Origin of the sequence: Vibrio injensis, assembly GCF_001895205.1 — a bacterium.
Classification (GTDB): Bacteria; Pseudomonadota; Gammaproteobacteria; order Enterobacterales; family Vibrionaceae; genus Vibrio; species Vibrio injensis.
In genome coordinates this window covers 314,441-340,702 of record NZ_BDJF01000016.1, presented here as the reverse complement: position 1 = coordinate 340,702, position 26,262 = coordinate 314,441, and the positions used below count along the sequence as shown (strand labels likewise).

Sequence of the window (26,262 nt, the reverse complement as noted above, 5' to 3'; positions counted from 1 at the left end):
TAGGTTTGCCATTGCTAATGAAAGCAAAAAAAACATTGCAACGTGCCGATAAAAAACCATGGCTGATTTCGGTTGCGCTTCATGTTGTTTTGGTCGTGGTGCTTTTTTGGGGAGCGGATTTTACACAGTCAAAACCAGAAACGCCTTCAGCTGGTGCCATGATGCAAGCCGTTGTCATTGATCCGAGCTTGATTCAACAACAAGCACAGCAGATACGTAATCAGCGCGAGGCCGCGGCAAAACAAGAGCAAGAGCGGCTAGATAAACTGCGTCGTGAGACAGAACAGCTCGAGCGTAACCGAAAAGCCGAAGAAGAACGTATTCGTCAACTGAAAGAGCAGCAAGCGCGAGAAGCACAAGCGGCTCGAGAAGCCGAACGTGTTCGTCAACAGCAAGAGCAACAACGTCAAGCGGCTGAAGAGAAAGCACGTCAAGAGCAAGAACGTGCTGCAAGAGCTGAAGCGCAACGTAAAGCTACAGAGCAAGCGGCCAAAAAAGCCGAAGCTGAGCGAGTAGCAAGAGAAGCTGCGGCGGCGAAAGCAGAACAAGAGCGTGTTGCTCGTGAGAAAGCGGCCCAGGCTGCGCAAGAAAAGGCACGCCAAGAACAAGAAGCGGCAAAACGCGCTGAACAAGAACGAATTGCCAAAGAAAAAGCCGCTAAAGAGGCGGCAGAAAAAGCTCGACAAGAACAGCAGCGTTTGGCTCGACTAGAGCGTGAGCGCAAAGAACAAGAAGCGGCGATGAACAGCATTTTTTCTGGTCTGGAAAGTGAAGCGCAAAGTATCTCTACAGCCCGATCACAACATATTGCCAATGAGGCGCAGCGTTGGGGAGCAATTTATACCCAAATGATCCAACAAAACCTGTTGCTTGAAGACAGTTTTCGGGGGAGACAGTGTCGAGTTAATCTACGTCTCATTCCTACTGGTGCCGATGCTATAGTCGGTGACGTTCAAGTACTCAACGGCGATAATCGGCTGTGTGCAGCCACTAAGAGAGCGGTAGCAAAAGTTGGTAGTTTTCCTCTTCCTACCGCCGATGAAAAGGATCTTATTGAAAGGCTGAAAAACATTAATTTAACTGTAGCACCTGAGTAAAAGGAACTGTTTGTGTTAAAGCGATTAATAATAGGATGGTTACTGGTTTTCACCAGTAGTATGCAACTTGCCTATGGGGCATTAGAGTTGGTGATTACCGACGGTATTAATTCTGCTCGTCCAATTGCCATTGTTCCTTTTAAATGGGAAGGAAAAACACCACTGCCGGAAGATATTTCGGCGGTGATAGCTTCTGATTTACAACGCAGTGGTAAGTTTAGTCCCATTGCCACCGATAGAATGCCACAAACACCTTACAGTGAAACTGAGGTTACATTCGATGCATGGACACGTATTGGTGTTGATGCATTATTGACAGGTTCAATTACTCTCAATCAACAAGGTAATTATGTTATTAATTATCAGTTAGTTGACGTGGTTCGTGGCCAGTTGACTCAAGGACAAAGCCGAGCGTTAAGTGCTGATGGGCAGCTTGTGCTGTCTAAAGATCATGTGTTATTTAACAAAGTCGCTACGGTGCCTGCGCCACGGATGCGTGAATATGCGCATCGTATCTCTGATCTGGTTTATGAAGAACTAACCGGTGAAAAAGGCGCTTTTCTAACGCGTATCGCTTATGTTGTCGTCAATGATAAAGATTCTTTCCCTTATCAATTACGTGTTGCCGATTATGATGGTTATAACGAGCGCTTAGTGCTGCGTTCTAAACAGCCATTGATGTCTCCAGCGTGGTCACCTGACGGCCGCCAGTTGGCGTATGTTAGTTTTCAAAATGGTCAAGCTGAGATATTTATTATGGATATCTACACTGGGGAACGTGAAAAATTAACCTCATACCCAAGGCATAACGGTGCACCGAGGTTTTCTCCAGATGGTAAAACACTGGCATTAGTTCTGTCGAAAACTGGGACGCTGCAAATCTATACGCTTGATTTGGCTTCTCGTAAGCTGACACAAATTACTCATGGCCGTTCAAATAATACCGAACCATTTTGGCACCCGGATGGTAAGTCGCTCATATTTACCTCAGATAGGGGTGGTAACCCGCAGATTTATCGAGTAAATTTGGCAAATCAGGCGGTGGACCGATTGACATGGCAAGGACGGCAGAATCTTGGTGGGCAGATCACACCGGATGGCCGATTCATGATCATGGTTAATCGAAGTAATTCAGGCTTTCATATCGCCAAACAAGATCTTGAGACTGGTGCATTACAAGTGTTAACACAAACTTTGTTAGATGAGTCTCCAAGTATTGCTCCAAATGGTGGCATGGTTATTTATAGTTCGATGTATAATCAAGCCAACGTCTTATCGATGGTTTCTATTGATGGGCGATTTAAAGCAAGGTTACCGGCAACCAATGGACGAGTTAGATCGCCAGCGTGGTCTCCGTTTTTATAGCCAACATATAATTTAGCAACTAACTATTTCATAGTAAGGAAAATAAGATGCAACTTAATAAAGTTCTCAAGGGACTCCTAATTGCGCTACCTGTTTTAGCTATTACTGCATGTAGCTCAAGTGATGATGCCGCATCAGCATCAGGTTCACAGACTAACCAAACAACGTCTGGTAGCGCGGGTAGTGTAGACACCACCGTTGTTTCTCCAATTGGTGAGTATGGGCAGTTGTCAGAGCAAGAGCTTAAAGAACAAGCACTTCGTGAAACACAAACCATTTATTTTGCATTTGACAATGCCACTATCGCACGTAGTTACGAAGAAATGCTTGCAGCTCATGCTGCTTACCTAAGCAAAAACCCGAGTCTAAAAGTGACGGTAGAAGGCCACGCTGATGAGCGCGGTACGCCAGAATACAACATTGCACTTGGTGAGCGTCGTGCTAACGCCGTAGCCAAATATTTAGAGGCTCTAGGTGTACAAGCCAATCAAATTTCGATCGTGAGCTATGGTGAAGAAAAACCATTGGTTCTAGGTCAAACTGAAGAAGCTTACGCGAAGAACCGCCGAGCTGTTCTTGTTTACTAATTGAGGTATCCCTCATGTTCAGTAACTTAAAGCAAGTTTTTACGCTTACGTTACTGGCAAGTGCAGCGAGCATTACGCTCGCTGCACCAGCTCCAGTATCCGATCTTAGTCAGCGTTCAGTCTCAACGTCGGCTAATCGCGCCGTGCCAAATGAAGGTGATGTTGCCCGTTTAGAACGTTTGCTTGAAAATCGCAACCGTATGCAGTTGCAAATGCAGCAGCAACTCGACGAAATGGCACTAGAAATTAATGAGCTCCGTGGGCAACTAGAAAGAAATACTTACGATATGCAGCAAATGTTGCAGCGCCAGCGTGAACTGTTTGTTGAGCTCGATAATTTACGTAGTGCAGCTAAACAATCGCCATCTGCAGATGCCATCGCTGCCAATCAAAGTGATGAACTGCCACTAGGCACTTTTAGTAGCGATGTGAACGAGCAAGCGGCTTATCAGAACGCTGTGGATTTAATTTTAAAAAAGCGTGATTACGCTGGTGCGATAGCTGCATTTGAAAAATTCCAAGCTGATTATCCGGATTCCAGTTTTGCGGCAAATGCCCACTACTGGCTTGGTCAGTTACATTTCGCCAAGCGTCAAGATCAACAATCAGCGAAAAGTTTTGCGGCGGTATTAAGCTATTCAGATTCGAATAAGCGCGCTGATGCTTTAGTCAAGCTCGGTGATATCGCTGCGCGTAATAATAATACGGCTCAAGCAAAAAAATATTATCAGCAAGTAATTAATGAATATCCGAATAGTGCTTCGGCGAAAGCTGCTCAGGATAAATTAAAGTAACGTGTTTATATCACCCTGATAATGCTGAGCCACTCTTCGGAGTGGCTTTTTATTCTGTATACTATATGGTGCTTAGTTGGTTTTTTTGTGTCCGATGACCGATACAGTGTACAATGTCTGGATTATTACAATGATCCATAGAGCAGAGCAATGAGTCACATACTGGATAAAATAGACACCGTTTACCCTTTCCCAGCGAAGCCTATTCCTCTTAGTGAGATGGAGAAAACGGCTTATTTAGCAAGTATTAAGCAGTTACTAAAAGAGAAAGATGCAGTACTGATCGCCCATTACTATACTGACCCAGAAATTCAAGCCTTAGCAGAAGAGACGGGCGGTTTTGTCGGCGACTCACTTGAAATGGCTAAATTTGGTAATCGTCATTCTGCGACGACACTGATCATTGCTGGTGTGCGTTTTATGGGGGAGTCAGCGAAAATACTGACCCCAGAAAAGCGGATTCTGATGCCAACCTTAAAAGCCGAGTGTTCACTTGATTTAGGTTGTCCGGCCGATAAATTCACCGAATTTTGCGATGCCCATCCAGATCATACCGTTGTGGTATACGCTAATACTTCTGCGGCCGTGAAAGCACGTGCTGATTGGGTGGTCACCTCGAGTATTGCCTTAGATATTGTTGAACATCTTGATTCACAAGATAAAAAGATAATCTGGGGTCCCGATCGTCACCTTGGCGCTTATATTGCCAAAAAAACCGGAGCAGAAATGCTCTTGTGGCAAGGTGAGTGCGTGGTGCATGATGAGTTTTCTGCTGATGCCTTACGTAAAATGAAAGCCTTGTATCCAGATGCTGCGATTCTCGTTCACCCAGAATCTCCGGCCAGTGTGGTTGAACTCGCTGATGCGGTTGGCTCGACCAGTCAATTAATCAAAGCGGCGAAAACCTTACCACAGTCAAAAATGATCGTGGCGACGGATAAAGGCATCTTCTTTAAAATGCAGCAGATGGTGCCAGAAAAAGAGCTAATTGAAGCACCAACCGCCGGCGCTGGAGCCACCTGCCGCAGCTGTGCACATTGCCCGTGGATGGCAATGAACGGCCTAAAAGCAATTGAACAAGCCCTACTTGAAGGCGGCCGTGAACATGAGGTGTTTGTTGACGAAGCGATACGAGTAAAATCACTGATTCCGTTAAATCGTATGCTTGATTTTGCTGAGCAGCTCAATCGCCAAGTACAAGGTAATGCTTAACGAAAAAACCGTCAGTTGCGACTGGCGGTTTTTTTGAGTTAATGCTTTAGATGGTCGTGATTGCTGGCGTGGTTATTGAGAGTCGGACTCTGCTAAATCGACGGCGCGCTGAGTTAAACCACATAGCATCACAGGAATCGCGTTATAGATTTCAGTAAACTGATCTAAATCGTTCATGCCTTGTTCAGCTAAGGTGGCCAAAGACGTTTCTGGATCGTACAACATGCTCAACGATAACAATACACCACCCATCAGAGCATTCTCTTGGCTATTTTCTGGCATCAACACTTCCCAATCATCACGTGTTAATTGCCAGCCCTGTAAAACTCCTTCACAGAAATCACGAGTATTCTGTGTGACGATATCTTCTTCATCCAGTTCACATCCCTCAGGCCAAGTCCAACTGCTGTCTAAAAGAGCAGGGCGATATTCATTCCATAAACGGATAATCAACCCAAAATAGCTTTCCATCTGCTTTGCATCACTAAAAGGGGCCGTATCATCACCACCCCACAAAAATGGCAACCATTCTGAAGGAGGAAGAACATTCGGCGCGAGGGCCATGGCAGTAATAAAGCCTTGGGTTTTCGCTTCATTAAGAAGTTTATCTTCTAAATCTGCAGCGCTTAGAATATCGTTTAAGGTCAAAGTAAAGCCTCATAGTCAACAGCAAAAAGTGAAGTTATCTTAACTCTAAACGTACGATCAATGCGAGCTTCAAGGAGACTGATGAGGGGTTTTTGAACAAATGAGGCAATAATTAGCCAAACAAGTCAAGATATGAGTTTTTTTCAGATTTCTGCTTGACCCTATTAATGAATATCATTAAATTAGCGCCTCGTTAGCACAACATGCTAGCATATTACGGTGAGTTGTCCGAGTGGCTGAAGGAGCACGCCTGGAAAGTGTGTGTACGGCAACGTACCGAGAGTTCGAATCTCTCACTCACCGCCACATTCATGTTAAAAGACGTCCAAAGGCGTCTTTTTTCTTATCTAAAGATTCTCAAATCAATGAGTGACGATTTCGTAGCGTTCCATAAATTGTCGTAAAAGCGCTTGTCTAGAGTAACACCTAGATTTTTCGAAAATTGAGCTTTGTTCAGGTATTACTTGACGGGTCAATATGGCGAATAATTTCGCCATATTCAAGTTTAAAGACGTACAAAGGTTATCTAAACCGTCGATAGGCTAAATATCGCCAGCCTCTTTCCAAAGGGCCTTGCCCGTAGCGCTGCTGCCAGAAATCAGCAAACCATATTTGAAAAACGGTTAACACAATGACTAAGGCCATCAGCTCTGGCCTACCGAGTTGGCCCCATAACTGTGGAGCGAGCCATACAAAGATCAGATAAACCATGACGCTTTGTAATATATAAAGCGTAAAGGCCATTCTGCCGACTTGCTTTAATAAGCGAACCAACACATGGTGATGGTTGGCGAATAACATCAGTAATGAGCAGTAACCAATCGCTGAGAGCAAGCCCGTCAACATCATCAAAAGTATCGTTGAGAAGCCAACGTCCAAGCTCAGCCCGAATGTTATCCGTAGCTGCTGTACACCCCATCCTAAAATTAATCCGAGTAGTAAGCAGCCAAGTCCCCAAGGTAGCCAGCGACTTTGTTGAAAGAAGCCGTTTTTGTACAGCAAAATACCGATCAGCATTAAGCCAGTGTTATACCAAAGCACGGTTAATGGGATAAATAATAAGAATTGAGTAAAGTTAATTGCTTGGGCAAGTAGGCGATCTGGATAGCTTGTCCATGTTTGTTGGAGTGTTGTGAGGGCAGTTCCACTCAAGGGTAACTCTGCGGTGAAAATCGGGATGTCGTGATATAGTAGTAGGGCAACGAACCCCAGCATTAACATTTGGCCTAAGCCTATTAGAAGCAATGCGAGAATAAACTGCTTTTTGTTGCTAAGAGCAAGTAAACGAATGAGTAAAAAACCACAGCATGCGTATAGAGTTAAAATATCGCCCTCAAAAAGTAAAAAACCATGCAAAAGGCCAAATAATAATAACCAACGTAGCCGTGACGACAACCTGGCCTGTACAGGAAGGTTTTTTGCTAGCGCACTTTGATACTGAATATACAATCCCACACCAAACAGCAGGCTGAAGATCGACATAAAGCGGCTCTCGAACAACAGGCTTTGTAGGTGATAAAAAGGCACTTCCCATGTTGATAAACCTTCACGCCAAAAAGGGCTATAATAGGCCTCAATAGGGGTTGCCATTGCCATGATGTTCATAAACAGTATACCGAGAACGGCAACCCCTCGGATAAAATCTAGGCTTTCAATGCGTTCAGCCATTGTATTTTCCTTATTATCGACGCTTGCCAAGCGCTGGCTATAAAGTTCAGAGTTGTACTATAAGTGATGAAATGCCGTTCACCAAAGCAGAATTACCCTGTCTCAGACTGTCTATCGTTATTATGCTAATTTTTGATATACTCATGACGTTTGAGGTCGTAGTCATGTTGGTTATATTTTTTGCTACTGTTGGTAGATTCTTGAAAGTGCTGGCGGTGAACGCTTCGGCCCTGCCAGTTTAGGTTTTGGTTAATTAATAGATTTTATAATTGTGTCATTTAAGTGAGGTTTACTGTGAAGAAAAAGGTGAAGAAAAGACAACTGCTTTCGCCGCTCAATACAGAGTATACGCAGGAAATAGCGTTAGAGCATGGCCGAGGGGTGATCAAAGATAATGCGCTGAAAGCCGTAGTCACCAGTTCGCTATTTCGTACTCGAGTAGTTAAGGCGCAAAAAGGCAAAGGTAGTTTTAAACGACAAGCAAAACATAAGGGTCAAGAACCCTGTACAAAAGGGAATAGGTTCTTTTTTGTACAGGGTTTTTCTTTTATCACTGCTTAACCTCCTGCCATAAACGCTATTCTTTTCTTGTAAACATTCTAACTTGAATGAACACTGACACTTTCTCGTCACATTAATAAACGATTTTTTATTTCCAACCAAAGATTGGCAACCAGATTGTTATGTTATAACATTTGGTTTTTCTTGGTGGTGGTATCAATCTAAACCGCACTAAGTCACCGTTTATCAAGTTCGAAAACGACATTGATCAGTTACCGTGCACTTATGTTCATTCTGGTTACTGATTCGAATTCATATTCAGTTTGGAGTCACTGCTATGAACCAGAAAAAACTTGCGGTCACGGTCCTGTCTGGTTTTCTTGGCGCAGGAAAAACCACCGTGCTCAGCCATATTTTGAATAATCGTCAGGGCAAGAAAGTTGCGGTGATCGTCAACGATATGAGTGAAATCAATATTGATTCAGTTACGCTAAAAAACGAAGTGTCACTGAGTCATCAAGAAGAAACGTTAGTAGAAATGAGCAATGGCTGCATTTGTTGCACCCTACGTGAAGATCTGTTGGTGACGGTCAATCAATTGGCGAAGGAAGGGCGTTTCGATAATCTGGTGATTGAATCAACAGGGATTTCTGAGCCACTGCCGGTTGCGGAGACGTTTACTTTTGCTGATGAGGATGGGTTTTCACTTTCCAATATTGCGATCTTAGACACTATGGTTACTGTGGTCGATGCGGTGAATTTTCTGCGTGATTACCACGCGGCTGAGTCATTGCAGGAGCGTGGAGAGCATCTCGGTGACGAAGATGAGCGTAGTGTAACGGATTTATTGATTGAACAAGTTGAGTTTGCTGATGTTATTTTGATCAGTAAGGTGGATCTTGTCTCTCAAACGGCTCTCGAACATTTGACCTCTATTTTAAAGGTGTTGAATACCCATGCTCGCATTATTCCTATCCAAAACGGACAAGTTGATATCGCCGAAGTATTAGATACTGGGCTATTTAACTTTGAACGTGCGCAACAGGCGCCAGGTTGGTTAAAAGAGCTAAGAGGTGAACATATCCCAGAAACAGAAGAGTATGGGATCAGTAGTTTTAGTTATCAGGCTCGTCGACCGTTTCATCCTGAAAAACTGTATCGTTTTTTACATAATACTAGTGATTTTGGCAAATTACTGCGGTCGAAAGGCCATTTTTGGTTAGCTTCTCGTCCGGATCTGGTTGGGCAGTGGAATCAAGCTGGAGGTATTGCAGATTATGGTTTTGCTGGTTTATTTTGGAAAGCTATTCCTCAAGACCAATGGCCAACAAATGAAGATGATTTAGCCGCGATTGAAGAACATTGGCTAGAGCCCTTTGGCGATAAGCGTCAGGAGTTAGTGTTTATTGGTCAGGGGCTAGATAAGACGGCAATGATTAAAGCGTTAGATGACTGTTTGTTAAGCGAAGAAGCCTTCTTGGCTGGTGAAGTACTTTGGCAGACTTTACCCGATCCATTTGTAGGATGGGAGGGAGAGATATGAGTCATGAAATAGTGCTAAAACAGGTTGCGGTTGAAAAGATGGCCATTGCACCGATTGGACCATTGCCGAGCATCTTAACGGATATTTATCAACCTGAGCATAACATTGCGATATGGCAACGTGGTTTATCTACCGAGTTGCAGCACAACATTGAATTGTTGATGCAGCAAGCAAAATCATTGGCTTTAGCGTTATCAGTGACCCCAGCGAATGCGGCTGAGCTGCTCCATGATAAACTTGTGGATTATGCTGGTGCTAAAGTATTGAGTGAAGATATTGCTCTTATCGTTGATATGTTTTGCTGTTTGTTTGATGCGCAAAAGGTCGGGGTGCGGCTAACGATACTTGATAAACCTATGTGTCCTAAATTTCACGTCGATCATGTTCCATGTCGGTTGGTGACCACTTATGCGGGTTCTGCCACGCAGTGGTTGAGTAACCAAGGGCTCGATAGAACGAAACTGGGGGCGGGCAGTTTGGGCCAACCTGATGATTGCTCCGGTTTATTCGCGAAAGAGAGTGTTATCCATCAAATGGCGACGGGTGATGTCGCATTGCTAAAAGGCAGTGGCTGGGAGGGAAACGAAAACAACGGCTTAGTGCACCGTTCACCAGCATATGTGCCGAACGAACGACGTTTATTATTGACCATCGATTTCATATAGATCAAAAGCAGCCCAAGCAATCCACGGACGGCTTGGGCTTTGATTTAGTTTTATATTATCAATATTCAATAGAATCAATCATGGCTATTGTTGCCGTGAACGACGCATCCACATTAGCGCAAATAACCCCAGTCCTGTGCCAAATCCAATACTACCACCGCCGCCACTATTTTTGGCTTGTTCTACTAAAATTTCATTGATCAGATCGCTTTTAAGCTTTTGGTGTTTGATATCATAAAGCTGAATGTGGCTATCTTGCTGCTGACTGAGATCAGAACGAGAATAAACAAAACGCACTTTATTATTTTCTTTGGTCAATTCAAGAGCTAGATAACCTAGTTTTGTGTATTCATCTGTGAGAAGGTTACGTATACGAATTTTCTGCTCATATTTATCGTTAATATAAATAGTCAAAGAATCTAATAGAGAATCTGACTGAATATTATAGGTAAAACTAAGCTCACCGCGAGGAACGTTTTCCAAGATAAGTTCAGATTGCTCGTCCTTTTCAAGATCTTGTGCACTTCTTAAAAACTTGCCCTCAACGGTCCACAGCTTGTCGTTACCATAGGCTTTATGTGTTGGTAAGAAGGCTAGGTAGTTTTTTACGTCTCGAGTTGCAGTTCTTAATGCATCATAATCTAGCCAAGCTGATACTTTACCTTCGGCAAAAGCATCGGATTTAAATTCAAGTGTCATGCGACCTTGGCCATACTCTTCTAATGTGTAGATGAGACTAATTTCGCATTGTTTACCTACAGCTAAATTACCTATGCAGGAATTGCTCAGAATAGTCAAGCTATGGTCTATTTCGCCATTATTCAATAGTGTTGGATTTTTAAGTTCGATAACTTCATTAGAGTTGTTCGTAAAGACAAAAGTACGACTACTTGTGCCTAATAGAACAATACCCAGATCTTTATGTTGTTGATAAGAAAGGCCCTTGATGTGATCGTCTATCCAATCTTGATAATGGCTAACGTTGGTAAATACGGCCGCTGTAGTACATCCCTTTTTAGTAAAACTGGTGATCCCCATTTGGCGTTTCACACCTAGGTTACTATCAAAAAATAGTGGGCCACCGCTGTCACCTTGACAGATAGTCTTCCCTTCCTGACCTGCACAAAGTACGCCATCACCTTTTAGGTTTTTATACGTGGCTATTTTTTTACATTCGTCCATAGATACGAAAGGTAAGGAGACTTCATGCAGAACCTTTGGCGCATCAAAACCATATGTTCCGTTGTGTTGACGATTACCAAAGCCAATAGCTTTCATTGGTGAGCCATCAGTCAACTGAGTAAAATCAGCATGATTCCCCCGTACTACGGCAGTACCATCAACAGTATTGGTGAGCTCTAAAATAGCAATATCATTTAACCCAGCATTTTCATTTTTATTGTAAGCTGGATGAATATAAATGTTTTTTATTCCAACGCGCGTAGATGAGGATAGGTTATCCATATGATACGCGTTAGTCAGAACTTCAAAATCAGCGGTATTTTTAATCACGCAATGGGCGGCAGTGAGTACATGCTGTTGTGAAAGAAGAGTACCGCCACAAAATGGGTCATTGTTACCAGTGCGAACCAATGAAACCATATACGGCCAATCATTAGGTTGTGCTTTTTCACCGCCAATAATACGTGTGGTGATATCAGAATCCGTTCCAGAAGCTATCAAAGGAGAAGATGACAGCAGTAATGTTCCTATTACCGCTGATAAAATGTTGTGCTTCATAGAGACCTCAATAAGTTCCCACACTTTCGTTGGGATCGGTACCATATTGTAAGTCGTGCAAATAGTAAACAAAATTTTATCTGGTATGACCATGGTGAATGTTTTGCATGCTTAAGATACCAATGCTTGATATTAAGAGTTCGGATGAAATTTGATGGTTCTTCAGTGGATAACAACAAGATGGCCTAATAACCCTCGATTATTGTTGAGGTCTCTTTGGGGGGGTGACAAAGTTGTGTCCAATTACGGGTGAGCTATTATGTCGCTCTTGACTCAAAGTAAACGATTGGTTGATTGCGATAGAAAGTTTAATTAAGTGGTTATAAAACTTAACTCGTCACGCAATCAACGGAATTAATCAGACAATGATTGAGTGGAAGACAAATTATCCTTTGACGATAGGCTTAACGGCGGTTCAGGTATCTCCAAAAAGCAGGCAATGACGCGATACAATTCACCTTCAGCAACAGTGATTTTACCATTTGATTCAATGGCTAATCGGCAGGCTTTGACAAATTGTGTGCGCTCTTTCGTCTTTAATTGCAACAATAGCTCAAGTGCGGTTCGACTTAAAGGCCAGTTATTCTCCGCTGCTTCAAGGGGAATTATTGGCAAATTCAGATGACGTAACGCATCTTCAAAAGCGATTTGTGCGCCTTGCGGCTCATCATGGCAAACCCAAGCTAGTTCACGCAGTAACCAATAGACGCTAGTTTGCAACTGCTGCAGAGATTTGTTTTGACGCGTATGACCAAATGTAGCGAGTAATTGTTTCTCTAGAAGATTAATCACACACCATTCGGCGAGAGAATAGTGATGATCAGTCAGTGATAGTTCACGTAATACTTCACACAAACGGTGCCTTTGCCCTTCACTGAGTGATTTAAGCGCTGGAATGGCTAATTCCAATAAAGGTAAACGTAGGTGCGCTGGTATCGCATAATTTAACCAAGGTAGGACTTTAGCCTGAGCGACCATCGGGATATGCTGCTTGATAATATCACGCTGCGTTTCACTGCCATCAAAGATAAGCGCAAAGGCGACAAAGCGCGCGCTGTATGGCTCGCGCGCCATATCGAGTAATGGCAGAGGTAATTGGTTAATCAGGGCTTGGCCGTTGGCGCATCGTTCAGCGGATGTTGATGCTGTACTTGAAGATGGTTCGCTCGCTGTAGAATGTGGACTCGCGGCAAAGCCGCTGACGGATGAATGAGCAAAAGAGCGAGTTTGATTGTCATTAGCGCTTTGTATAGTCCCATCCCAATATGGCTCAATTCGCCGGATGCGCTCTTCCAGGGGCGGATGAGTAGCGAACAGTACTGCAAGGCCAGCACGACGGCTTTGGCCAAACATCATATGACTGACTTCATTGCTGGCCTTTGATTCTAAGGTTGAACCATGAGAATAAGCGGCGATTTTTTTTAGTGCGCCAGCAATGCCTTGATCGTTGCGGGTAAATTGCACCGCGCTGGCGTCGGCAAGAAACTCTCGCTGACGTGAAATCGCGGCTTTAATGATAGAACCAAACAAGGTACCAAGCCAACCTAGCACGATACAAATCACTCCAAGGGCAAACAGCGCTGCAACGCCTTTGTCGGAATCTGACGATCGGCGTCTCATCCGTCGCCGAGAGAGAGATAAACTATCAACGATAAGGTGACCAAAATAGGCCACGCAAGTAATACCAAAGAGTAAACCGATTAAGCGAGTGTTGAGGCGCATGTCACCATTGAGGATATGGCTAAACTCATGAGCGATAACACCTTGTAGTTCATCACGATTAAAATTATCCAGCGCACCTTGAGTAATGCCTATCACCGCATCATCAATATGCATTCCTGCTGCAAAGGCGTTAATGCCTGGTTCATCGGCTAATAAATATACTTGGGGGACCGCAATGCCGGAGGCGATGGCCATTTCTTCCACCACATTAAGCAGTTGGCGGTGTTTAGGGTGCGTCGTATCACTGGCCAGTAATTGACCGCCTAGGCTTTCCGCAATGCTAGCGCCCCCTTGCTTTTGTAGATCGTATAAACGCAACCAAGCACTTAAACTAATGACAAGACTCAGAGCAACAAAACAAATGGCGCTTAATCGTGCTGTGGCCTGCCAGTCAAAAGGGGCATTTGAGATACTAAGGTAAATGAATGTGCTGCCCATGCTGATTAGGGCTGTGATCGACAAAATCGCCAACGCAAATAACAGCACCAAGAGCCGAGTTTGCTGCCGAGCGGTATCTTGATGTTGAAAGAAATCCATTAAAAGCTCACCTTAGGTGCTTCTTGGAGTGCTTCACTGTCAGCAAATTCAAGCAAATTACCGTTTTGGAAACCAAACAAATTAGCAAATAGTACCGGTGGGAAGGTTTGTTTGTAGGTGTTATAACTGGCTACGGAATCGTTAAAGGCTTGACGAGCAAAAGCGACTTTATTTTCTGTGCTAGTGAGCTCTTCTTGTAGTTGGATCATGGTTTGGCTGGCTTTAAGCTCAGGGTAAGCTTCAACCACGACATTTAAACGTCCCAGTGCATTTTTGAGCATTCCTTCCGCTTGGCCGAGTAGCTGTATGGCGGTTTCACTTTCTGGCGCTTCACTTGCGGCTTTTAAACCAGAAATCGCTTGATTACGCGCCTGAATGACACGCTCAAATGTTTCTTGCTCATGCTGCATATAGCCTTTAGCGGTACTGACCAAATTAGGGATTAAGTCATAACGGCGTTTAAGCTGAACTTCAATTTGTGCAAAACTGTTTTTAAATCGATTACGCAAAGTAACCAGCTTGTTGTAAATAGCGATCGCGTACATCACGATTAGTAAGATAATAGCGATGAGAATAATAGACGTTATCATGATGGACTCGGTTAATAAGAAAGATTAAAGCTTGTTATATAACCAGTTGAGTTCGAAAAGCAAATCTATATGTTTACACTTTATTTCGTTACCAAGAACAGCAGATTTATGACTAAAAATAAAAATAGTTTATAAATCAAAGGGTTTGCTTTTTTTCTTCGTTTAAATCATTGATGAATGTTTTTTACTTTTGAGATGAAATTCCATAAAATTCATATAAAACAAATAGATAAAAAATCATTATCGTGATGAGGTAAGGATTAATACTTGAGTATTTTACTCGGGTATTGTATCTTTGCGTCATAAGATTATCGTCTGCGGTCGCTATTATAGGTACACTATAGGCCTACGACCCAGCAGCGAATAAAGACATCAGCGAGAACCGAAGTTATGACTGAACAAATTCATGAAGCATTATCCCGTAAATATGAGGCAGGCTTCGTCTCTGATATTGAGTCTGAAACTTTTGCTACAGGCTTGGATGAAAGTGTGATTCGTCGTATTTCTGCCATGAAAAACGAACCAGAATGGATGTTAGAATGGCGACTAAAAGCTTACCACAATTGGCTGACGATGGAAGAGCCGGAGTGGGCTCATGTGCATTATCCCAAAATCGACTATCAGACTATATCCTACTATTCTGCGCCTAAGAGCATGAAAGATAAGCCTAAATCACTTGATGAGGTCGATCCTGAACTCTTGCGTGTTTATGAAAAATTAGGCATCCCTCTTTACGAACAGGAAATGTTGGCGGGTGTGGCGGTTGATGTTGTTTTTGATTCGGTATCTGTCGTAACAACTTTCCGAGAAAAGTTAAAAGAAGCTGGTGTGATCTTCTGTCCGATTTCCGAAGCGGTACAAGAGTACCCAGAGCTAGTCAAAAAATACTTAGGTACCGTAGTCCCTCGTTCAGACAACTATTTTGCTGCTTTAAACAGCGCTGTTTTCACTGACGGTTCATTTGTTTACATTCCAAAGGGTGTGCGTTGTCCAATGGAATTATCGACTTATTTTCGAATCAATGAGCAAAACACCGGTCAATTTGAACGCACCTTAATAATTGCTGATGAAGGTAGCTACGTCAGTTATCTTGAAGGTTGTACTGCACCGCAGCGTGACGAAAACCAACTGCATGCTGCGGTGGTTGAGCTGGTTGCGATGGATGACGCGCAAATTAAGTACTCGACCGTACAAAACTGGTATCCCGGTGATGAGGATGGTAAAGGTGGTATTTATAACTTCGTGACTAAGCGTGGTATATGTCAGACCAATGCGAAAATCTCGTGGACACAAGTGGAAACGGGCTCATCAGTAACTTGGAAATACCCAAGCTGTATTTTGAAAGGCGATAACAGTGTGGGTGAATTTTATTCTGTTGCCTTAACACGTAACCGCCAACAAGCGGATACCGGTACCAAAATGATTCATTTGGGTAAAAATACTCGCTCAACCATTATCTCGAAAGGGATCAGTGCAGGAGAGAGTAACAATACCTATCGTGGTTTGGTGCATATGGGGCCAAAAGCAGATGGGGCGCGTAACTTTACTGAATGTGATTCGCTACTGATTGGTGATCGCTGTGGCGCGCACACTTTCCCATACATTGAGAGTCGTAACCCGACCGCTAAAGTTGAGCATGAAGCGACAACCTCAAAAGTAAGCGATGAACAGCTGTTTTTATGCCAACAACGAGGTCTAGATACTGAAAAAGCGGTATCGATGATCGTCAATGGTTTCTGTAAAGAAGTTTTTAAAGAATTGCCAATGGAGTTTGCCGTGGAAGCCGGTAAGCTGCTTGAAATTAGCCTAGAAGGCTCAGTAGGATAATAATTACATGTTAAATATTAAAAACTTACACGCTCGTGTGGAGCAAAAAGATATTTTGAAAGGGTTAAACCTTGATATTAAGCCTGGTGAAGTTCATGCCATCATGGGTCCTAATGGTGCGGGTAAAAGTACCTTAGGCTACGTTCTGTCTGGACGCGACGGTTACGAAGTGACGGGCGGTGAAGCCATGTTACATGGTCAAAGCTTACTGGATATGGACGTTGAAGAACGTGCTCGTCATGGTTTATTCCTTGCCTTTCAGTACCCAGTAGAAATTCCTGGTGTGAGCAATATGGAATTTATGAAAGAGTCAGTGAATGCTATGCGTGCCCATCGTGGCCAAGAGCCATTGACGGCTGCTGAGTTTTTGAAAAAAGCCAAAGAAGCCAGTAAGCAAGTTCAATTACCACTCGATTTCTTGAAGCGAGGCGTTAATGAAGGCTTCTCCGGTGGTGAGAAAAAACGTAATGAAATCATGCAAATGATCTTACTAGAGCCAAGCCTATGTATTTTAGATGAGTCGGATTCAGGGTTGGATGTTGATGCTTTGCAAGTGGTTGCTAACGGTGTAAATAGCCAGCGTAGCGCCGAGCGTAGTTTTGTGGTCATTACTCACTATCAGCGTTTACTGGACTATATTGAACCAGACTTTGTGCACATTCTTGCCAACGGCCAAATTGTCAAAAGCGGTGATGCCTCATTAGCCAGAGAAATTGAACAACAGGGTTACGCATTCCTTGGGTTAGAAGATCACGAGGAGGCGGAGTAATGAGCCAATGGCTTCAGCAAGTGATAGACCGTGGCTCAAAAACCAATGATTGGCTGAGCCCGGTTCGTCAACAAGCGCTTCATGCTTTGCGTCAAACTCGCTGGCCGACTCGACGCACTGAAGCTTGGCGTTATACACCACTCTCTTGTTTAGAGCAGTTGGAATTGTCGCCAGAATCAGGCAATGCACCGTTCAACTTAGCGCCAATCGCTGGGCTTGAAACCATCGATTTAGTGTTTGTTGATGGTCAATTGCAGACCGATTTAACCGCGCTAAATTTACCACAGGGTGTCAGTATCTATAGTGCTCAAAACCTACCCGCTGACCAACAAGCAGCTGCGGTGAGCCATTTTTCTCAGGTCAAACCATCACGCCATTTGTTTGGTATGGTCAATGATTTACTGGCTGATAATGTACTGTTTATTGATGTTGCAGCTGAGAGCTGCTGCGCAACTCCGGTTCGAATTATTCATCACAATGATCATGGTCATGAAGCCCATTATCGTGTGCAAGTTAGCCTTGGTCAGCGTAGTAAATTAACGTTGATTGAGCACACTCAAGGTGCTGGTGAGAATCTACGAACTGATTTTGCGGAATATCTACTTGATGAGCATGCTGAGCTAGAGCATTACCAATTTTTAATGAATAGCCCACAGGCTCTGTATTTTGGTGGCACGCATTTCTCGCTTAATGATTATGCTCAGCTAAACAGCACGGTGATTGGCTTTGGTAGCCAACTGTCACGTTTGGATGTAGATATCATTCATAATGGTGAGCATGCTCAAGCAAAAATGAATGCTGTTTATCTATTGGGCGAGTCGGAGCATTTTGATCTGCACAGTACCATTGAACACGCAAAACCTAATGGTACTAGTGAAGAAAATGTACGCGGTATTGTTGGTGATAAAGCAACGGCGGTGTTTAATGGCCGTATCCACATCCATCGTGATGCGCAAAAGACACTGGCCGAACTGAATAACCGCAACTTACTTTTGTCACGTCGTGGTCAGATCAATACTAAGCCAGAGCTAGAAATTTACGCTGACGATGTGAAATGTGCTCACGGTGCAACGGTGGCTGAAATTGAAGAAGAAGCGCTGTATTATTTGATGTCGCGTGGCATTGGCCGTTCACAGGCATTAGTCATGCTTAACGTTGGCTTTATTCAAGAGTTGATTAACCAAATGCCAAATCAAGCTTTGGCAGAATGGTTAGCACCGATATTGAGTGCTCGTTTTAAAGAGATGGAGGTAAGATGATGATCGAAACCTCTTCGTTTGATGTGGCTGCGGTTAGAGCGAAATTTCCTATTTTAAATCAGATGGTTGAAGGAAAACCACTGGTTTACCTAGATAATGCAGCAACCACGCAAAAACCGATGGCGGTCATTGAAGCCATTACCGATTTTTATACTCAGTGTAATGCGAACGTCCATCGTGGCGTTCACCGTTTAGCGGATCAAGCAACGCAACGTTATGAACATGGTCGTGACGTAGTCGCTAACTTTATTCATGCATTTGATCGCAGCGAAGTGATTTGGACCAGCGGCACCACAGAGTCAATTAATATTGTTGCGCATGGCATGGCACAGCGTTTGCGACCGGGCGATCAAGTTTTGGTTACCGAAATGGAGCATCACGCTAATTTAGTCACTTGGCAACAAGCGTGTCTTAAAAGCGGTGCTCAGTTAGTCGTTGCGCCTATCCAAGACAACGGTGAGCTAAATGTCGAGCAATTTGCATCATTGCTGAATTCATCAACCAAATTGGTGGCGATGCCACACATTTCTAATGCGCTTGGTACGGTTAATCCGATTCATGAATTAACCGCACAAGCCAAAGAAGTAGGCGCACTGGTCTTAATTGATGGCGCGCAAGGCATTGCTCATGGCGGGGTTAACGTCGCTGAGATTGGCTGTGATTTTTACGCTTTCTCTGGCCACAAAATCTTTGGTCCAACAGGAGTGGGTGTACTCTGGGGAAAGGCTGAGGTATTGCAAGATTGGCCAGTATGGCAAACGGGCGGTGAGATGATTGCTAAGGTGACTTATCAAGACGCTACGTGGGGAAGCCTTCCTAACCGATTAGAAGCAGGTACGCCCAATATCGCTGGTGTGATTGGCTTGGCCGCTGCCATTACTTGGTTTAGCCAATTTGACCCCGCAGCTGTGCAAGCTCACGAGCGGGCCTTGATGGCGCGCGCATTACAACATGCCAGTGAGCTAGAGGGATTCCAATTAATTGGTAATGCAAGCGAGAAAATTGGCGTGTTGAGCTTTTTATTGCAAGGCTGCCACCCAGCAGATATCGGTTTTATTCTAGATAAACAAGGGATTGCAATTCGTACCGGCGATCATTGTGCGCAGCCATTAATGCGTCGTCTGGGCGTTCCTGGTACCGCGAGAGCGTCATTTTCTATCTATAACACGATAGAAGAGATTGATGCGTTATTTATTGCACTGAAAAAAGCTCAGCAAATGTTAGTTTAAGGTAAATCATATGCAGGTAGAAACCTATACCCCTGAAGTGTCAAATCAAGCCGTGTTGACATTAACCGACAGCGCGATTCGTCATCTTGAAGCTAAATTAGCAAAACAGCCGGATCATGTGTTGCGTGTATCGATAAAAACTAGTGGCTGTAATGGCTATGCTTATGTATTAGAGCTTCAGCAGCAGACCCCTGAATCGGATCTCGCTCTTAAAATCACCGATACATTGACAGTTAAGATCGCTCAAGACGCTATCCCTATGCTACACGGTTCACAAATGGACTATGTGAAAGAAGGGCTTAACGGAGTATTGAAGTTTAATAACCCAAACGTCGTCGGTGAGTGTGGCTGTGGAGAAAGCTTTAATGTCAGCTAAGCTCGCTTTTGTTTGCGTGGGATTTTTTTTGACTAAGGTTAGCCAATGACGCAGAGAATTGTTAACCTTGAACGCGATTGCATGGTTAGACGAGTACCAACTGGAGAACAGCAGATACTTAAGCAGGGCGAATTTGTCACCATTACGCAAGACCTAGGTGGTAATTACACCATTACTTGGCGTGGTAATATGTATCGTGTTGATGGCACTGATGCTGATGCGATTGGACGCCAACCGCTCAAGCTTGAATTTGATGCGCCACTGGATGATAACATCGATAAAGCCCAAGTTTATCAAGCGTTAGAAACGGTTTACGATCCGGAAATTCCGGTCAATTTGTTGTCACTCGGCTTGGTCTATCAAGTTTCTATTGATCAAGCATCACATCTTGTAGACATCGATATGACATTAACGGCACCCGGTTGTGGCATGGGACCTGTTTTAGTCGGTGATGTTGAGCACCGAGTGCACATGGTTCCCAATGTGGAGCGGGTTAACGTCAACTTAGTGTTCGATCCACCATGGTCACGTGAAATGATGAGCGAAGAAGCCCAGCTCGAAACCGGACTGTTTTTTTAATTCTCGGTTCTACGAGAGCCGTAGAACCGTTACGACACCTCAATCCAGTCGATGTCGTATCAATTCGTAAGGATATAGAGCCTAAAATGAACTTACCAAGTGACCAAGAAATCATCGAAGATTTGGCTTTTTTTGACGATTGGGAGCAACGCTACCAATACATCATCGATTTAGGCAAGGCATTAACCCCATTTGATGAGCAACAAAAGCGAGATGAAGATCTAGTACCTGGGTGTCAGAGTCAAGTATGGTTGCATACTAAAGTTGAGCAGGGGCGTTTACAGCTTTTTGCTTATAGTGATGCGATCATCGTTAACGGTTTATTGGCGATTGTCTTAGCGGCTTATCACAATAAGACGGCTAGTGAGATTCTAGCATTTGATATCGATAGTTATTTCAAAACATTAGACTTAGAGCGCCATATTAGCCCAACACGGGGCAATGGATTAAGAGCCATTGTGGGTAAGATTCAACAATTAGCGCGCCAGCAACGCTAAGTTAGCCTCTGAGTTATAAATAATAAAACCCACGATAATCGTGGGTTTTATTATTTATGCTGTCACCTTAAGCGATTTAGCGCAGAAAATCTTCAATCTTATTCCCAGTAATGGTTGAAATACTTTTAAATAAGTAGAGCAGTGCACCCATCATAATGACGGTCACTGGTAAAGCGATGACTGGAAAGCTGAGGGCAGTCATTTTACCGATCTCTTCATTAAATGCTTCTGTTCCTGCAGGGCTGGTGACAATCCATTTAGCGAGCACGTAATTTAAGATGGTTGAAAGAAGAAACGAAAAGGCAATGATGTATGAACAGATATTTATTTTGCTCTCAAACTCTGCTTGATTATTCGATTTTTCTAACGCTTGATTAAGCTTTTCGTTATCAACGATATCGTCGTTAAGTAGCATCTTTTTCACAATCGGGTAGCCAGTAATATTACTCACTAGAATAGCGATGAAAATAATCCCCGGGATGGCCGCTTCTTTAATGGCAATATAGGCTGGGTCCAGCTGTAGTAAACCAATCCCGCCTGTCAAAAGCACACTAATTAAGCCGAGTGCGGAATAGAAGTTGATTTTTCTTTCTTGAACAAAACTTACAATACCAAAAATTAATGGGAAGGCGAGTGCAACGATGAGCGCCCAAGTTGGTCCAAGCTTATCCTCGCCACTCATCTTGCTGAGGATGATTACCGGGATGATAATGTTCAGTAACAGGTTACTGATTAAGTTTTTGTTTTTATTTGATTTCATTGTAAATAATTCCTACTTGCAGAATGCAAAGTATACTAATGCCGTTTACTAACGCAAGCCTATGAATGACCTCAAGTTGATCTCAATTGTAAGCAGTCGTCTCATATTTTCCTTTTACGGTTTCGATTTATAGTCACGTTTATTTTTGTGTTTGAGTAAAAAGAGTTTGCCAACGGTTGCTTTTGGGTTTAGTGTTATATCTGTGTATATCACCATATCGGTATAGAAATATGACAGAGTGGCAAGATAATCAGCCTATTTTTCGTCAGTTAGCCGACAAGATCATTGAACAGATCTTACAAGGAATTTGGCTAGAGGATCAGGCACTACCATCGGTAAGAACGGTCGCGGCTGAACTTAAAATCAACCACTTAACGGTAATGAAAGGTTACCAGCTACTGGTCGATGAAGGACTGATTGAAAAACGTCGTGGACAAGGAATGTATGTCGTGAAAGGCGCGCTTGAGCAGCTAAAAAACCGCCAAAAACAGTATTTTTTACAGCAGCAGATCCCAGAGATAGCACATACACTTCGTGTGCTGGAGATGCCCTTAGATGATTTTATTAGCCAATTAAAACGGCATATTGAAGGTGAAGTATGAATCCATTAGTTGAAGCTAGGCAGGTTTCTAAACAATATTCCAAAAAAGCAGAAGCGCTGCATGAGGTGAGTTTCACCCTTCATGCTGGACAAGTGCTAGGTATTTTAGGCCACAACGGTGCGGGAAAGTCCACTCTAATCAAAGCGTTACTAGGGGCTCACTATTATCAGGGTGATATCGCCATTAACGGACTTCATCCGATTACTGACCATGCTAAGGTGATGGAAATACTGGCCTATATTTCAGATGTCAATGTACTTCCAGACTGGATGACGGTTAAGCAGTTATTGCGTTACACCAGTGGTGTGCATCCTAGTTTTTCTTTAGTGAAAGCTCATTCAGTATTGGCTGAAACCAATATTGATTTATCGAGTAAAATTCGCACGCTATCGAAAGGGATGAAAGTACAACTGCATTTGGCTGTCGTCATTGCAACCGATACCAAAGTACTGATTTTGGATGAACCGACATTAGGCCTTGACCTTATGTATCGAGAAACCTTTTATCGTCATTTGCTTGAATGGTTTCACGATGGTGAGCGAGCATTAATTATTGCTAGCCACGAAGTTGCGGAAATTGAGCATCTTCTGACCGATGTTGTGATGCTCAAACAAGGTAAAGTGGTCCTGCAAGACTCGATGGATAATCTAACCCAGAATTATTGTGTATTAGAGGCGAACTCTAGCTACGCAGACGAGATTGAAAAGCGGAATCCTTTACGCGCACAAGTTGGATTAGGCACCACTAAGTGGTTGCTTACAGCAGAACATCGAGAAGCAGTACACGCTCTTGGAACGGTACATAATATCAAGTTAGCAGATTTATTTCTTGCTCTACAAAAGGAGAAAGCATAATGCATGCGAGTCTATATATGCTTGAAAAAGAGCTGATTGAAAATAAAAGTGTGACTAGAATTCCTCTGTTTTTATTAGTCTGCGGGATAGTATTATTTATCAGCTTATTAATGAATGTTTCACTTGGGAATAATCTATTTTTTGATGTCGAATATTCTGATTCACTTGCTCACGTTGATTCCTCCGTTGTGGATAGCTTTAATCAATTCATCACAATGATTATTGGCTTTGTATCATTGATGCTAAGCGCTTTATATTTCCCGAAAACGTTTCGTAAAGAACGAAAAGAGGGGAGCTCGATGTTTTGGCGGAGCATGCCAGTCACCAATAATATGGTTCATATGGTGAAACTGGGTTTTGGGTTATTTTTAATCCCAGTTATCTGTTCTTTACTGATTGTATTTTCGGATATTTTTCTATGGATACTCAACATGGTAACTGATGAGCAATTTGGATTTTTATTTGCTCAGCGTTCTTGGTGGTATGCATTACAGCATGGCCTAAATTTCGTAGGTTTAATGTGGTTGGTGGGTCTATGTTTAATTCCCTTAGCTTGTTTTACTCTCCTGATGTCACAACTGTTTAATTCGCCATTATTGGTCATGTTTATTGGTGGTTTTAGCTTAAAATGGTTGTCTATCGCGATGTTTAATTCTTATCTGATCAGTAATTTTTTCAACGCTGTACTTCATTTTCCGCTACAATTAGTCACAGCCTCGACTATGTCCAATATTATTAATGAGGTTGGCATTGGCAATTTGCTTGTCTATCTTCTGCTTGGCATAGTCAGTTATTGGGCTAGTTATCGGCTTTATCGTACCAATGAAAGTTCATGGGCCGCACTATGGGCGAAATAAATACGATATATACCCAAACAACTTGGAGTTACAGGTAGGCGGCAAGTGAGTGAATCCCGATGAGCATAGACAAACTAGGTGATTGGGGTAACGAACGTAGTCAACGCCCCTGCAGTTTCAAGTAGGAAGGATATAAATAGACGGTGATGGTAAGGTTATCTCTTCTCATCACGTCTATTACCGCCAGTATTGAGATTTTTATTTGGGAGTTAAAAAGAAAAGCAATGAGAGGAGAGGAATGTGAGTAGTGATAACGGTGGGATCCCGCGCCCAAGTGGTAAGGTTAACCCAATCGATACTGACTACACCGTAGGTCAAGATAATGTGGTGTTATCGGTTGGGCCTTTTGGTTTAGACATTCATAACCGAGTGTTTGCTGTATCTGGATTAGCAATCATTATTTTTGTCTTTACGACACTGATTTTCCGTGAACAAGTAGAACCTATCTTTTTACATATGCGTGGTTGGCTGACTTCGCATTTAGATTGGTTCTTCATGTTATCGGCGAATATTTTCGTTTTAGTGTGTTTAGGTTTGGTGGTGTCTCCACTCGGTCGAGTGCGTATTGGTGGCACTGACGCAGTGCCTGACTATTCTTACGCAGGTTGGCTAGCCATGCTATTTGCTGCAGGAATGGGGATTGGTTTGGTGTTCTTTGGTGTATCAGAGCCAATGTCGCATTTCAGTAGTTCCTTATCGGGCACAGCCATAGAAGATGGCCTACGTACCGATTGGGCGCCACTGGGCGGCGCAATGGGAGATACCGAAGCGGCTCGTCGATTAGGTATGGCAGCAACGATTTACCACTGGGCGCTGCACCCATGGGCAATCTATGCATTGCTCGCGCTTGGGTTAGCTATTTTCTCCTTTAATAAAGGATTACCGCTAACGATGCGTTCAATTTTTTATCCGCTCTTTGGTGAGCGGGTATGGGGTTGGACTGGTCACGTGATCGATATTTTGGCAGTGGTGGCAACCGTATTCGGTTTAGCAACATCGCTCGGTTATGGGGCTTCTCAAGCTGCGACTGGGCTTAACTTTTTATTTGATGTTCCATTCACCGATACCACACAAGTGGTTTTGATTATTGTCATCACCGCGCTGGCATTGATCTCAGTCGTTGCAGGATTAGATAGTGGCGTTAAACGCTTATCAGAAATCAATATGGGCTTAGCTGCCTTATTGCTGCTGTTTATCGTCGTTGTTGGTCCGACGTTAGCGATTTTAACGGGATTTTTCGATAACCTTTTAGCCTATGTGACTTATCTACCTGAATTAGCCATGCCATTTGGCCGTGAAGATGTGAATTATTCACAAGGTTGGACGGCGTTTTACTGGGCTTGGTGGATTTCTTGGTCACCATTTGTCGGTATGTTTATTGCGCGAGTATCGCGCGGTCGTACGGTGCGTGAGTTTATTATTTGTGTGTTGTTGATCCCGTCAACGGTCTGTGCTTTCTGGATGACTGCTTTCGGTGGCACGGCGATTAGTCAATACGCTAATGATGGTTATCAAGCAGTGATGGGGGCGGAACTACCCGTCAAGTTATTTGCGATGCTTGATGTCATGCCATTGGCAAGCATTACTTCGGTCGTCGGTATCATTTTGGTGGTAGTTTTCTTTATCACGTCTTCAGATTCAGGGTCATTGGTGATTGATACGATTGCCGCTGGAGGAAAAGTAAATGCACCAACACCACAGCGTATCTTCTGGTGTACCTTTGAAGGGTTAGTCGCTATTGCATTAATGCTAGGTGGCGGGTTAGCGGCAGCGCAGGCGATGGCAGTCACAACCGGTTTCCCGTTTACTATTGTCTTACTGGTCGCGACGGTGTCACTGATTAAGGGATTAATGAGCGAACCCAGAAAAGCTAAAGTCAAATAAAGCGCCAATAACGGTATATACCGAAAGTCGGAAGGATACCGTTGTTTATCGATAAAAAAAGCCCTAACAAAGAGTTAGGGCTTTTTGTTGTACGACTGAA

General features: G+C 43.4%; 25 protein-coding genes and 1 tRNA gene. 20 read left to right on the top strand and 6 right to left on the bottom strand.

The window, feature by feature from the left end; all coding sequences use genetic code 11:
- Positions 1–17 precede the first annotated feature (17 nt).
- The 5 genes from tolA (at position 18) to nadA (ending at position 5,055) form a co-directional block, all read left to right on the top strand.
- Positions 18–1,097, top strand: coding sequence for a cell envelope integrity protein TolA (gene tolA, locus BSR11_RS06685; RefSeq protein ID WP_072669663.1), 1,080 nt, complete (start codon positions 18–20; stop codon positions 1,095–1,097).
- A gap of 60 nt (positions 1,098–1,157) precedes the next feature.
- Positions 1,158–2,462: a Tol-Pal system beta propeller repeat protein TolB gene (tolB, locus tag BSR11_RS06680; RefSeq protein ID WP_375152940.1), complete on the top strand. Its 1,305-nt coding sequence runs from the start codon at positions 1,158–1,160 to the stop codon at positions 2,460–2,462.
- Positions 2,463–2,509: 47 nt separating this feature from the next.
- Positions 2,510–3,049 (top strand): peptidoglycan-associated lipoprotein Pal, encoded by a 540-nt coding sequence (gene pal, locus BSR11_RS06675; RefSeq protein ID WP_072669661.1) that lies wholly within the window; start codon positions 2,510–2,512, stop codon positions 3,047–3,049.
- A gap of 14 nt (positions 3,050–3,063) precedes the next feature.
- On the top strand, positions 3,064–3,843 hold the full coding sequence (gene ybgF, locus BSR11_RS06670; protein WP_072669660.1) for a tol-pal system protein YbgF: 780 nt from the start codon (positions 3,064–3,066) through the stop codon (positions 3,841–3,843).
- A 150-nt stretch (positions 3,844–3,993) separates the two neighbouring features.
- A complete protein-coding gene (nadA, locus tag BSR11_RS06665; protein WP_072669659.1) occupies positions 3,994–5,055 on the top strand; it encodes a quinolinate synthase NadA in 1,062 nt (353 codons plus the stop codon).
- Positions 5,056–5,127: 72 nt separating this feature from the next.
- Here the strand turns inward: nadA and BSR11_RS06660 are convergent, their stop codons facing one another.
- Positions 5,128–5,703: a UPF0149 family protein gene (locus tag BSR11_RS06660; RefSeq protein ID WP_072669658.1), complete on the bottom strand. Its 576-nt coding sequence runs from the start codon at positions 5,701–5,703 to the stop codon at positions 5,128–5,130.
- 218 nt (positions 5,704–5,921) lie between these two features.
- Here BSR11_RS06660 and BSR11_RS06655 point away from each other — a divergent pair.
- Positions 5,922–6,009: transfer RNA gene (locus BSR11_RS06655), tRNA-Ser, on the top strand.
- 216 nt (positions 6,010–6,225) lie between these two features.
- On the opposite strand, the gene BSR11_RS06650 is transcribed toward BSR11_RS06655, so the two are convergent.
- The gene (locus BSR11_RS06650; RefSeq protein WP_072669657.1) at positions 6,226–7,371 is read right to left on the bottom strand and encodes a DUF418 domain-containing protein; all 1,146 of its coding nucleotides are present in this window, start codon (positions 7,369–7,371) and stop codon (positions 6,226–6,228) included.
- 306 nt (positions 7,372–7,677) lie between these two features.
- Here BSR11_RS06650 and BSR11_RS06645 point away from each other — a divergent pair, with 306 nt between their 5' ends.
- From BSR11_RS06645 to BSR11_RS06635, 3 genes are all read left to right on the top strand, one after another.
- Complete coding sequence (locus BSR11_RS06645; RefSeq protein ID WP_083544921.1) at positions 7,678–7,932, top strand: alternative ribosome-rescue factor A; 255 nt, start codon at positions 7,678–7,680, stop codon at positions 7,930–7,932.
- Positions 7,933–8,209: 277 nt separating this feature from the next.
- Positions 8,210–9,415, top strand: coding sequence for a zinc metallochaperone GTPase ZigA (gene zigA, locus BSR11_RS06640; RefSeq protein WP_072669656.1), 1,206 nt, complete (start codon positions 8,210–8,212; stop codon positions 9,413–9,415).
- Positions 9,412–10,080: a DUF1826 domain-containing protein gene (locus BSR11_RS06635; RefSeq protein ID WP_072669655.1), complete on the top strand. Its 669-nt coding sequence runs from the start codon at positions 9,412–9,414 to the stop codon at positions 10,078–10,080. Before zigA ends, BSR11_RS06635 begins: the two co-directional genes overlap by 4 nt.
- 84 nt (positions 10,081–10,164) lie before the next feature.
- On the opposite strand, the gene BSR11_RS06630 is transcribed toward BSR11_RS06635, so the two are convergent.
- The 3 genes from BSR11_RS06630 to BSR11_RS06620 form a co-directional block, all read right to left on the bottom strand.
- Complete coding sequence (locus BSR11_RS06630) at positions 10,165–11,820, bottom strand: S1 family peptidase (protein ID WP_072669654.1); 1,656 nt, start codon at positions 11,818–11,820, stop codon at positions 10,165–10,167.
- Positions 11,821–12,174: 354 nt separating this feature from the next.
- Positions 12,175–14,079: a M48 family metallopeptidase gene (locus tag BSR11_RS06625; RefSeq protein WP_072669653.1), complete on the bottom strand. Its 1,905-nt coding sequence runs from the start codon at positions 14,077–14,079 to the stop codon at positions 12,175–12,177.
- On the bottom strand, positions 14,079–14,669 hold the full coding sequence (locus tag BSR11_RS06620; protein WP_072669652.1) for a LemA family protein: 591 nt from the start codon (positions 14,667–14,669) through the stop codon (positions 14,079–14,081). The genes BSR11_RS06625 and BSR11_RS06620 overlap by 1 nt, the downstream gene beginning before the upstream one ends.
- A gap of 390 nt (positions 14,670–15,059) precedes the next feature.
- Between BSR11_RS06620 and sufB the strand changes: the two genes are divergently transcribed.
- The 7 genes from sufB (at position 15,060) to BSR11_RS06585 (ending at position 21,205) form a co-directional block, all read left to right on the top strand.
- Positions 15,060–16,496, top strand: coding sequence for a Fe-S cluster assembly protein SufB (sufB, locus tag BSR11_RS06615; protein WP_072669651.1), 1,437 nt, complete (start codon positions 15,060–15,062; stop codon positions 16,494–16,496).
- A gap of 7 nt (positions 16,497–16,503) precedes the next feature.
- On the top strand, positions 16,504–17,265 hold the full coding sequence (gene sufC, locus BSR11_RS06610) for a Fe-S cluster assembly ATPase SufC (RefSeq protein ID WP_072669650.1): 762 nt from the start codon (positions 16,504–16,506) through the stop codon (positions 17,263–17,265).
- On the top strand, positions 17,265–18,524 hold the full coding sequence (sufD, locus tag BSR11_RS06605) for a Fe-S cluster assembly protein SufD (RefSeq protein ID WP_072669649.1): 1,260 nt from the start codon (positions 17,265–17,267) through the stop codon (positions 18,522–18,524). Before sufC ends, sufD begins: the two co-directional genes overlap by 1 nt.
- Entirely contained in the window at positions 18,521–19,753 is a 1,233-nt protein-coding gene (locus BSR11_RS06600; protein WP_240004049.1) for an aminotransferase class V-fold PLP-dependent enzyme, read from the top strand. The genes sufD and BSR11_RS06600 overlap by 4 nt, the downstream gene beginning before the upstream one ends.
- A 10-nt stretch (positions 19,754–19,763) precedes the next feature.
- Positions 19,764–20,129, top strand: a complete 366-nt coding sequence (locus BSR11_RS06595) for a HesB/IscA family protein (RefSeq protein ID WP_072669648.1) — start codon at positions 19,764–19,766, stop codon at positions 20,127–20,129.
- Between the two features lie 45 nt (positions 20,130–20,174).
- The gene (gene sufT / locus BSR11_RS06590; RefSeq protein ID WP_072669647.1) at positions 20,175–20,708 is read left to right on the top strand and encodes a putative Fe-S cluster assembly protein SufT; all 534 of its coding nucleotides are present in this window, start codon (positions 20,175–20,177) and stop codon (positions 20,706–20,708) included.
- An 86-nt stretch (positions 20,709–20,794) separates the two neighbouring features.
- Positions 20,795–21,205, top strand: coding sequence for a SufE family protein (locus tag BSR11_RS06585; protein WP_072669646.1), 411 nt, complete (start codon positions 20,795–20,797; stop codon positions 21,203–21,205).
- Positions 21,206–21,281: 76 nt separating this feature from the next.
- Here the strand turns inward: BSR11_RS06585 and BSR11_RS06580 are convergent, their stop codons facing one another.
- Positions 21,282–21,965 (bottom strand): VC0807 family protein, encoded by a 684-nt coding sequence (locus tag BSR11_RS06580; RefSeq protein ID WP_072669645.1) that lies wholly within the window; start codon positions 21,963–21,965, stop codon positions 21,282–21,284.
- A 230-nt stretch (positions 21,966–22,195) separates the two neighbouring features.
- Here BSR11_RS06580 and BSR11_RS06575 point away from each other — a divergent pair, with 230 nt between their 5' ends.
- The 4 genes from BSR11_RS06575 to BSR11_RS06560 all read left to right on the top strand — a co-directional run bounded on the left by BSR11_RS06575 (position 22,196) and on the right by BSR11_RS06560 (position 26,162).
- On the top strand, positions 22,196–22,567 hold the full coding sequence (locus tag BSR11_RS06575; protein WP_072669644.1) for a GntR family transcriptional regulator: 372 nt from the start codon (positions 22,196–22,198) through the stop codon (positions 22,565–22,567).
- A complete protein-coding gene (locus BSR11_RS06570; RefSeq protein WP_072669643.1) occupies positions 22,564–23,421 on the top strand; it encodes an ABC transporter ATP-binding protein in 858 nt (285 codons plus the stop codon). The genes BSR11_RS06575 and BSR11_RS06570 overlap by 4 nt, the downstream gene beginning before the upstream one ends.
- Complete coding sequence (locus BSR11_RS06565) at positions 23,421–24,278, top strand: hypothetical protein (RefSeq protein ID WP_072669642.1); 858 nt, start codon at positions 23,421–23,423, stop codon at positions 24,276–24,278. Before BSR11_RS06570 ends, BSR11_RS06565 begins: the two co-directional genes overlap by 1 nt.
- A gap of 240 nt (positions 24,279–24,518) precedes the next feature.
- Positions 24,519–26,162 (top strand): BCCT family transporter, encoded by a 1,644-nt coding sequence (locus BSR11_RS06560; protein ID WP_072669641.1) that lies wholly within the window; start codon positions 24,519–24,521, stop codon positions 26,160–26,162.
- Positions 26,163–26,262 lie beyond the last annotated feature (100 nt).

Coding starts and splice junctions, on each gene's coding strand:
- tolA (WP_072669663.1), top strand. CDS start 18: ATGAAAGCAAAAAAAACATTGCAACGTGCCGATAAAAAACCATGGCTG.
- tolB (WP_375152940.1), top strand. CDS start 1,158: ATGCAACTTGCCTATGGGGCATTAGAGTTGGTGATTACCGACGGTATT.
- pal (WP_072669661.1), top strand. CDS start 2,510: ATGCAACTTAATAAAGTTCTCAAGGGACTCCTAATTGCGCTACCTGTT.
- ybgF (WP_072669660.1), top strand. CDS start 3,064: ATGTTCAGTAACTTAAAGCAAGTTTTTACGCTTACGTTACTGGCAAGT.
- nadA (WP_072669659.1), top strand. CDS start 3,994: ATGAGTCACATACTGGATAAAATAGACACCGTTTACCCTTTCCCAGCG.
- BSR11_RS06650 (WP_072669657.1), bottom strand. CDS start 7,371: ATGGCTGAACGCATTGAAAGCCTAGATTTTATCCGAGGGGTTGCCGTT.
- zigA (WP_072669656.1), top strand. CDS start 8,210: ATGAACCAGAAAAAACTTGCGGTCACGGTCCTGTCTGGTTTTCTTGGC.
- BSR11_RS06635 (WP_072669655.1), top strand. CDS start 9,412: ATGAGTCATGAAATAGTGCTAAAACAGGTTGCGGTTGAAAAGATGGCC.
- BSR11_RS06630 (WP_072669654.1), bottom strand. CDS start 11,820: ATGAAGCACAACATTTTATCAGCGGTAATAGGAACATTACTGCTGTCA.
- BSR11_RS06625 (WP_072669653.1), bottom strand. CDS start 14,079: ATGGATTTCTTTCAACATCAAGATACCGCTCGGCAGCAAACTCGGCTC.
- BSR11_RS06620 (WP_072669652.1), bottom strand. CDS start 14,669: ATGATAACGTCTATTATTCTCATCGCTATTATCTTACTAATCGTGATG.
- sufB (WP_072669651.1), top strand. CDS start 15,060: ATGACTGAACAAATTCATGAAGCATTATCCCGTAAATATGAGGCAGGC.
- sufC (WP_072669650.1), top strand. CDS start 16,504: ATGTTAAATATTAAAAACTTACACGCTCGTGTGGAGCAAAAAGATATT.
- sufD (WP_072669649.1), top strand. CDS start 17,265: ATGAGCCAATGGCTTCAGCAAGTGATAGACCGTGGCTCAAAAACCAAT.
- BSR11_RS06600 (WP_240004049.1), top strand. CDS start 18,521: ATGATGATCGAAACCTCTTCGTTTGATGTGGCTGCGGTTAGAGCGAAA.
- BSR11_RS06595 (WP_072669648.1), top strand. CDS start 19,764: ATGCAGGTAGAAACCTATACCCCTGAAGTGTCAAATCAAGCCGTGTTG.
- sufT (WP_072669647.1), top strand. CDS start 20,175: ATGACGCAGAGAATTGTTAACCTTGAACGCGATTGCATGGTTAGACGA.
- BSR11_RS06585 (WP_072669646.1), top strand. CDS start 20,795: ATGAACTTACCAAGTGACCAAGAAATCATCGAAGATTTGGCTTTTTTT.
- BSR11_RS06580 (WP_072669645.1), bottom strand. CDS start 21,965: ATGAAATCAAATAAAAACAAAAACTTAATCAGTAACCTGTTACTGAAC.
- BSR11_RS06575 (WP_072669644.1), top strand. CDS start 22,196: ATGACAGAGTGGCAAGATAATCAGCCTATTTTTCGTCAGTTAGCCGAC.
- BSR11_RS06570 (WP_072669643.1), top strand. CDS start 22,564: ATGAATCCATTAGTTGAAGCTAGGCAGGTTTCTAAACAATATTCCAAA.
- BSR11_RS06565 (WP_072669642.1), top strand. CDS start 23,421: ATGCATGCGAGTCTATATATGCTTGAAAAAGAGCTGATTGAAAATAAA.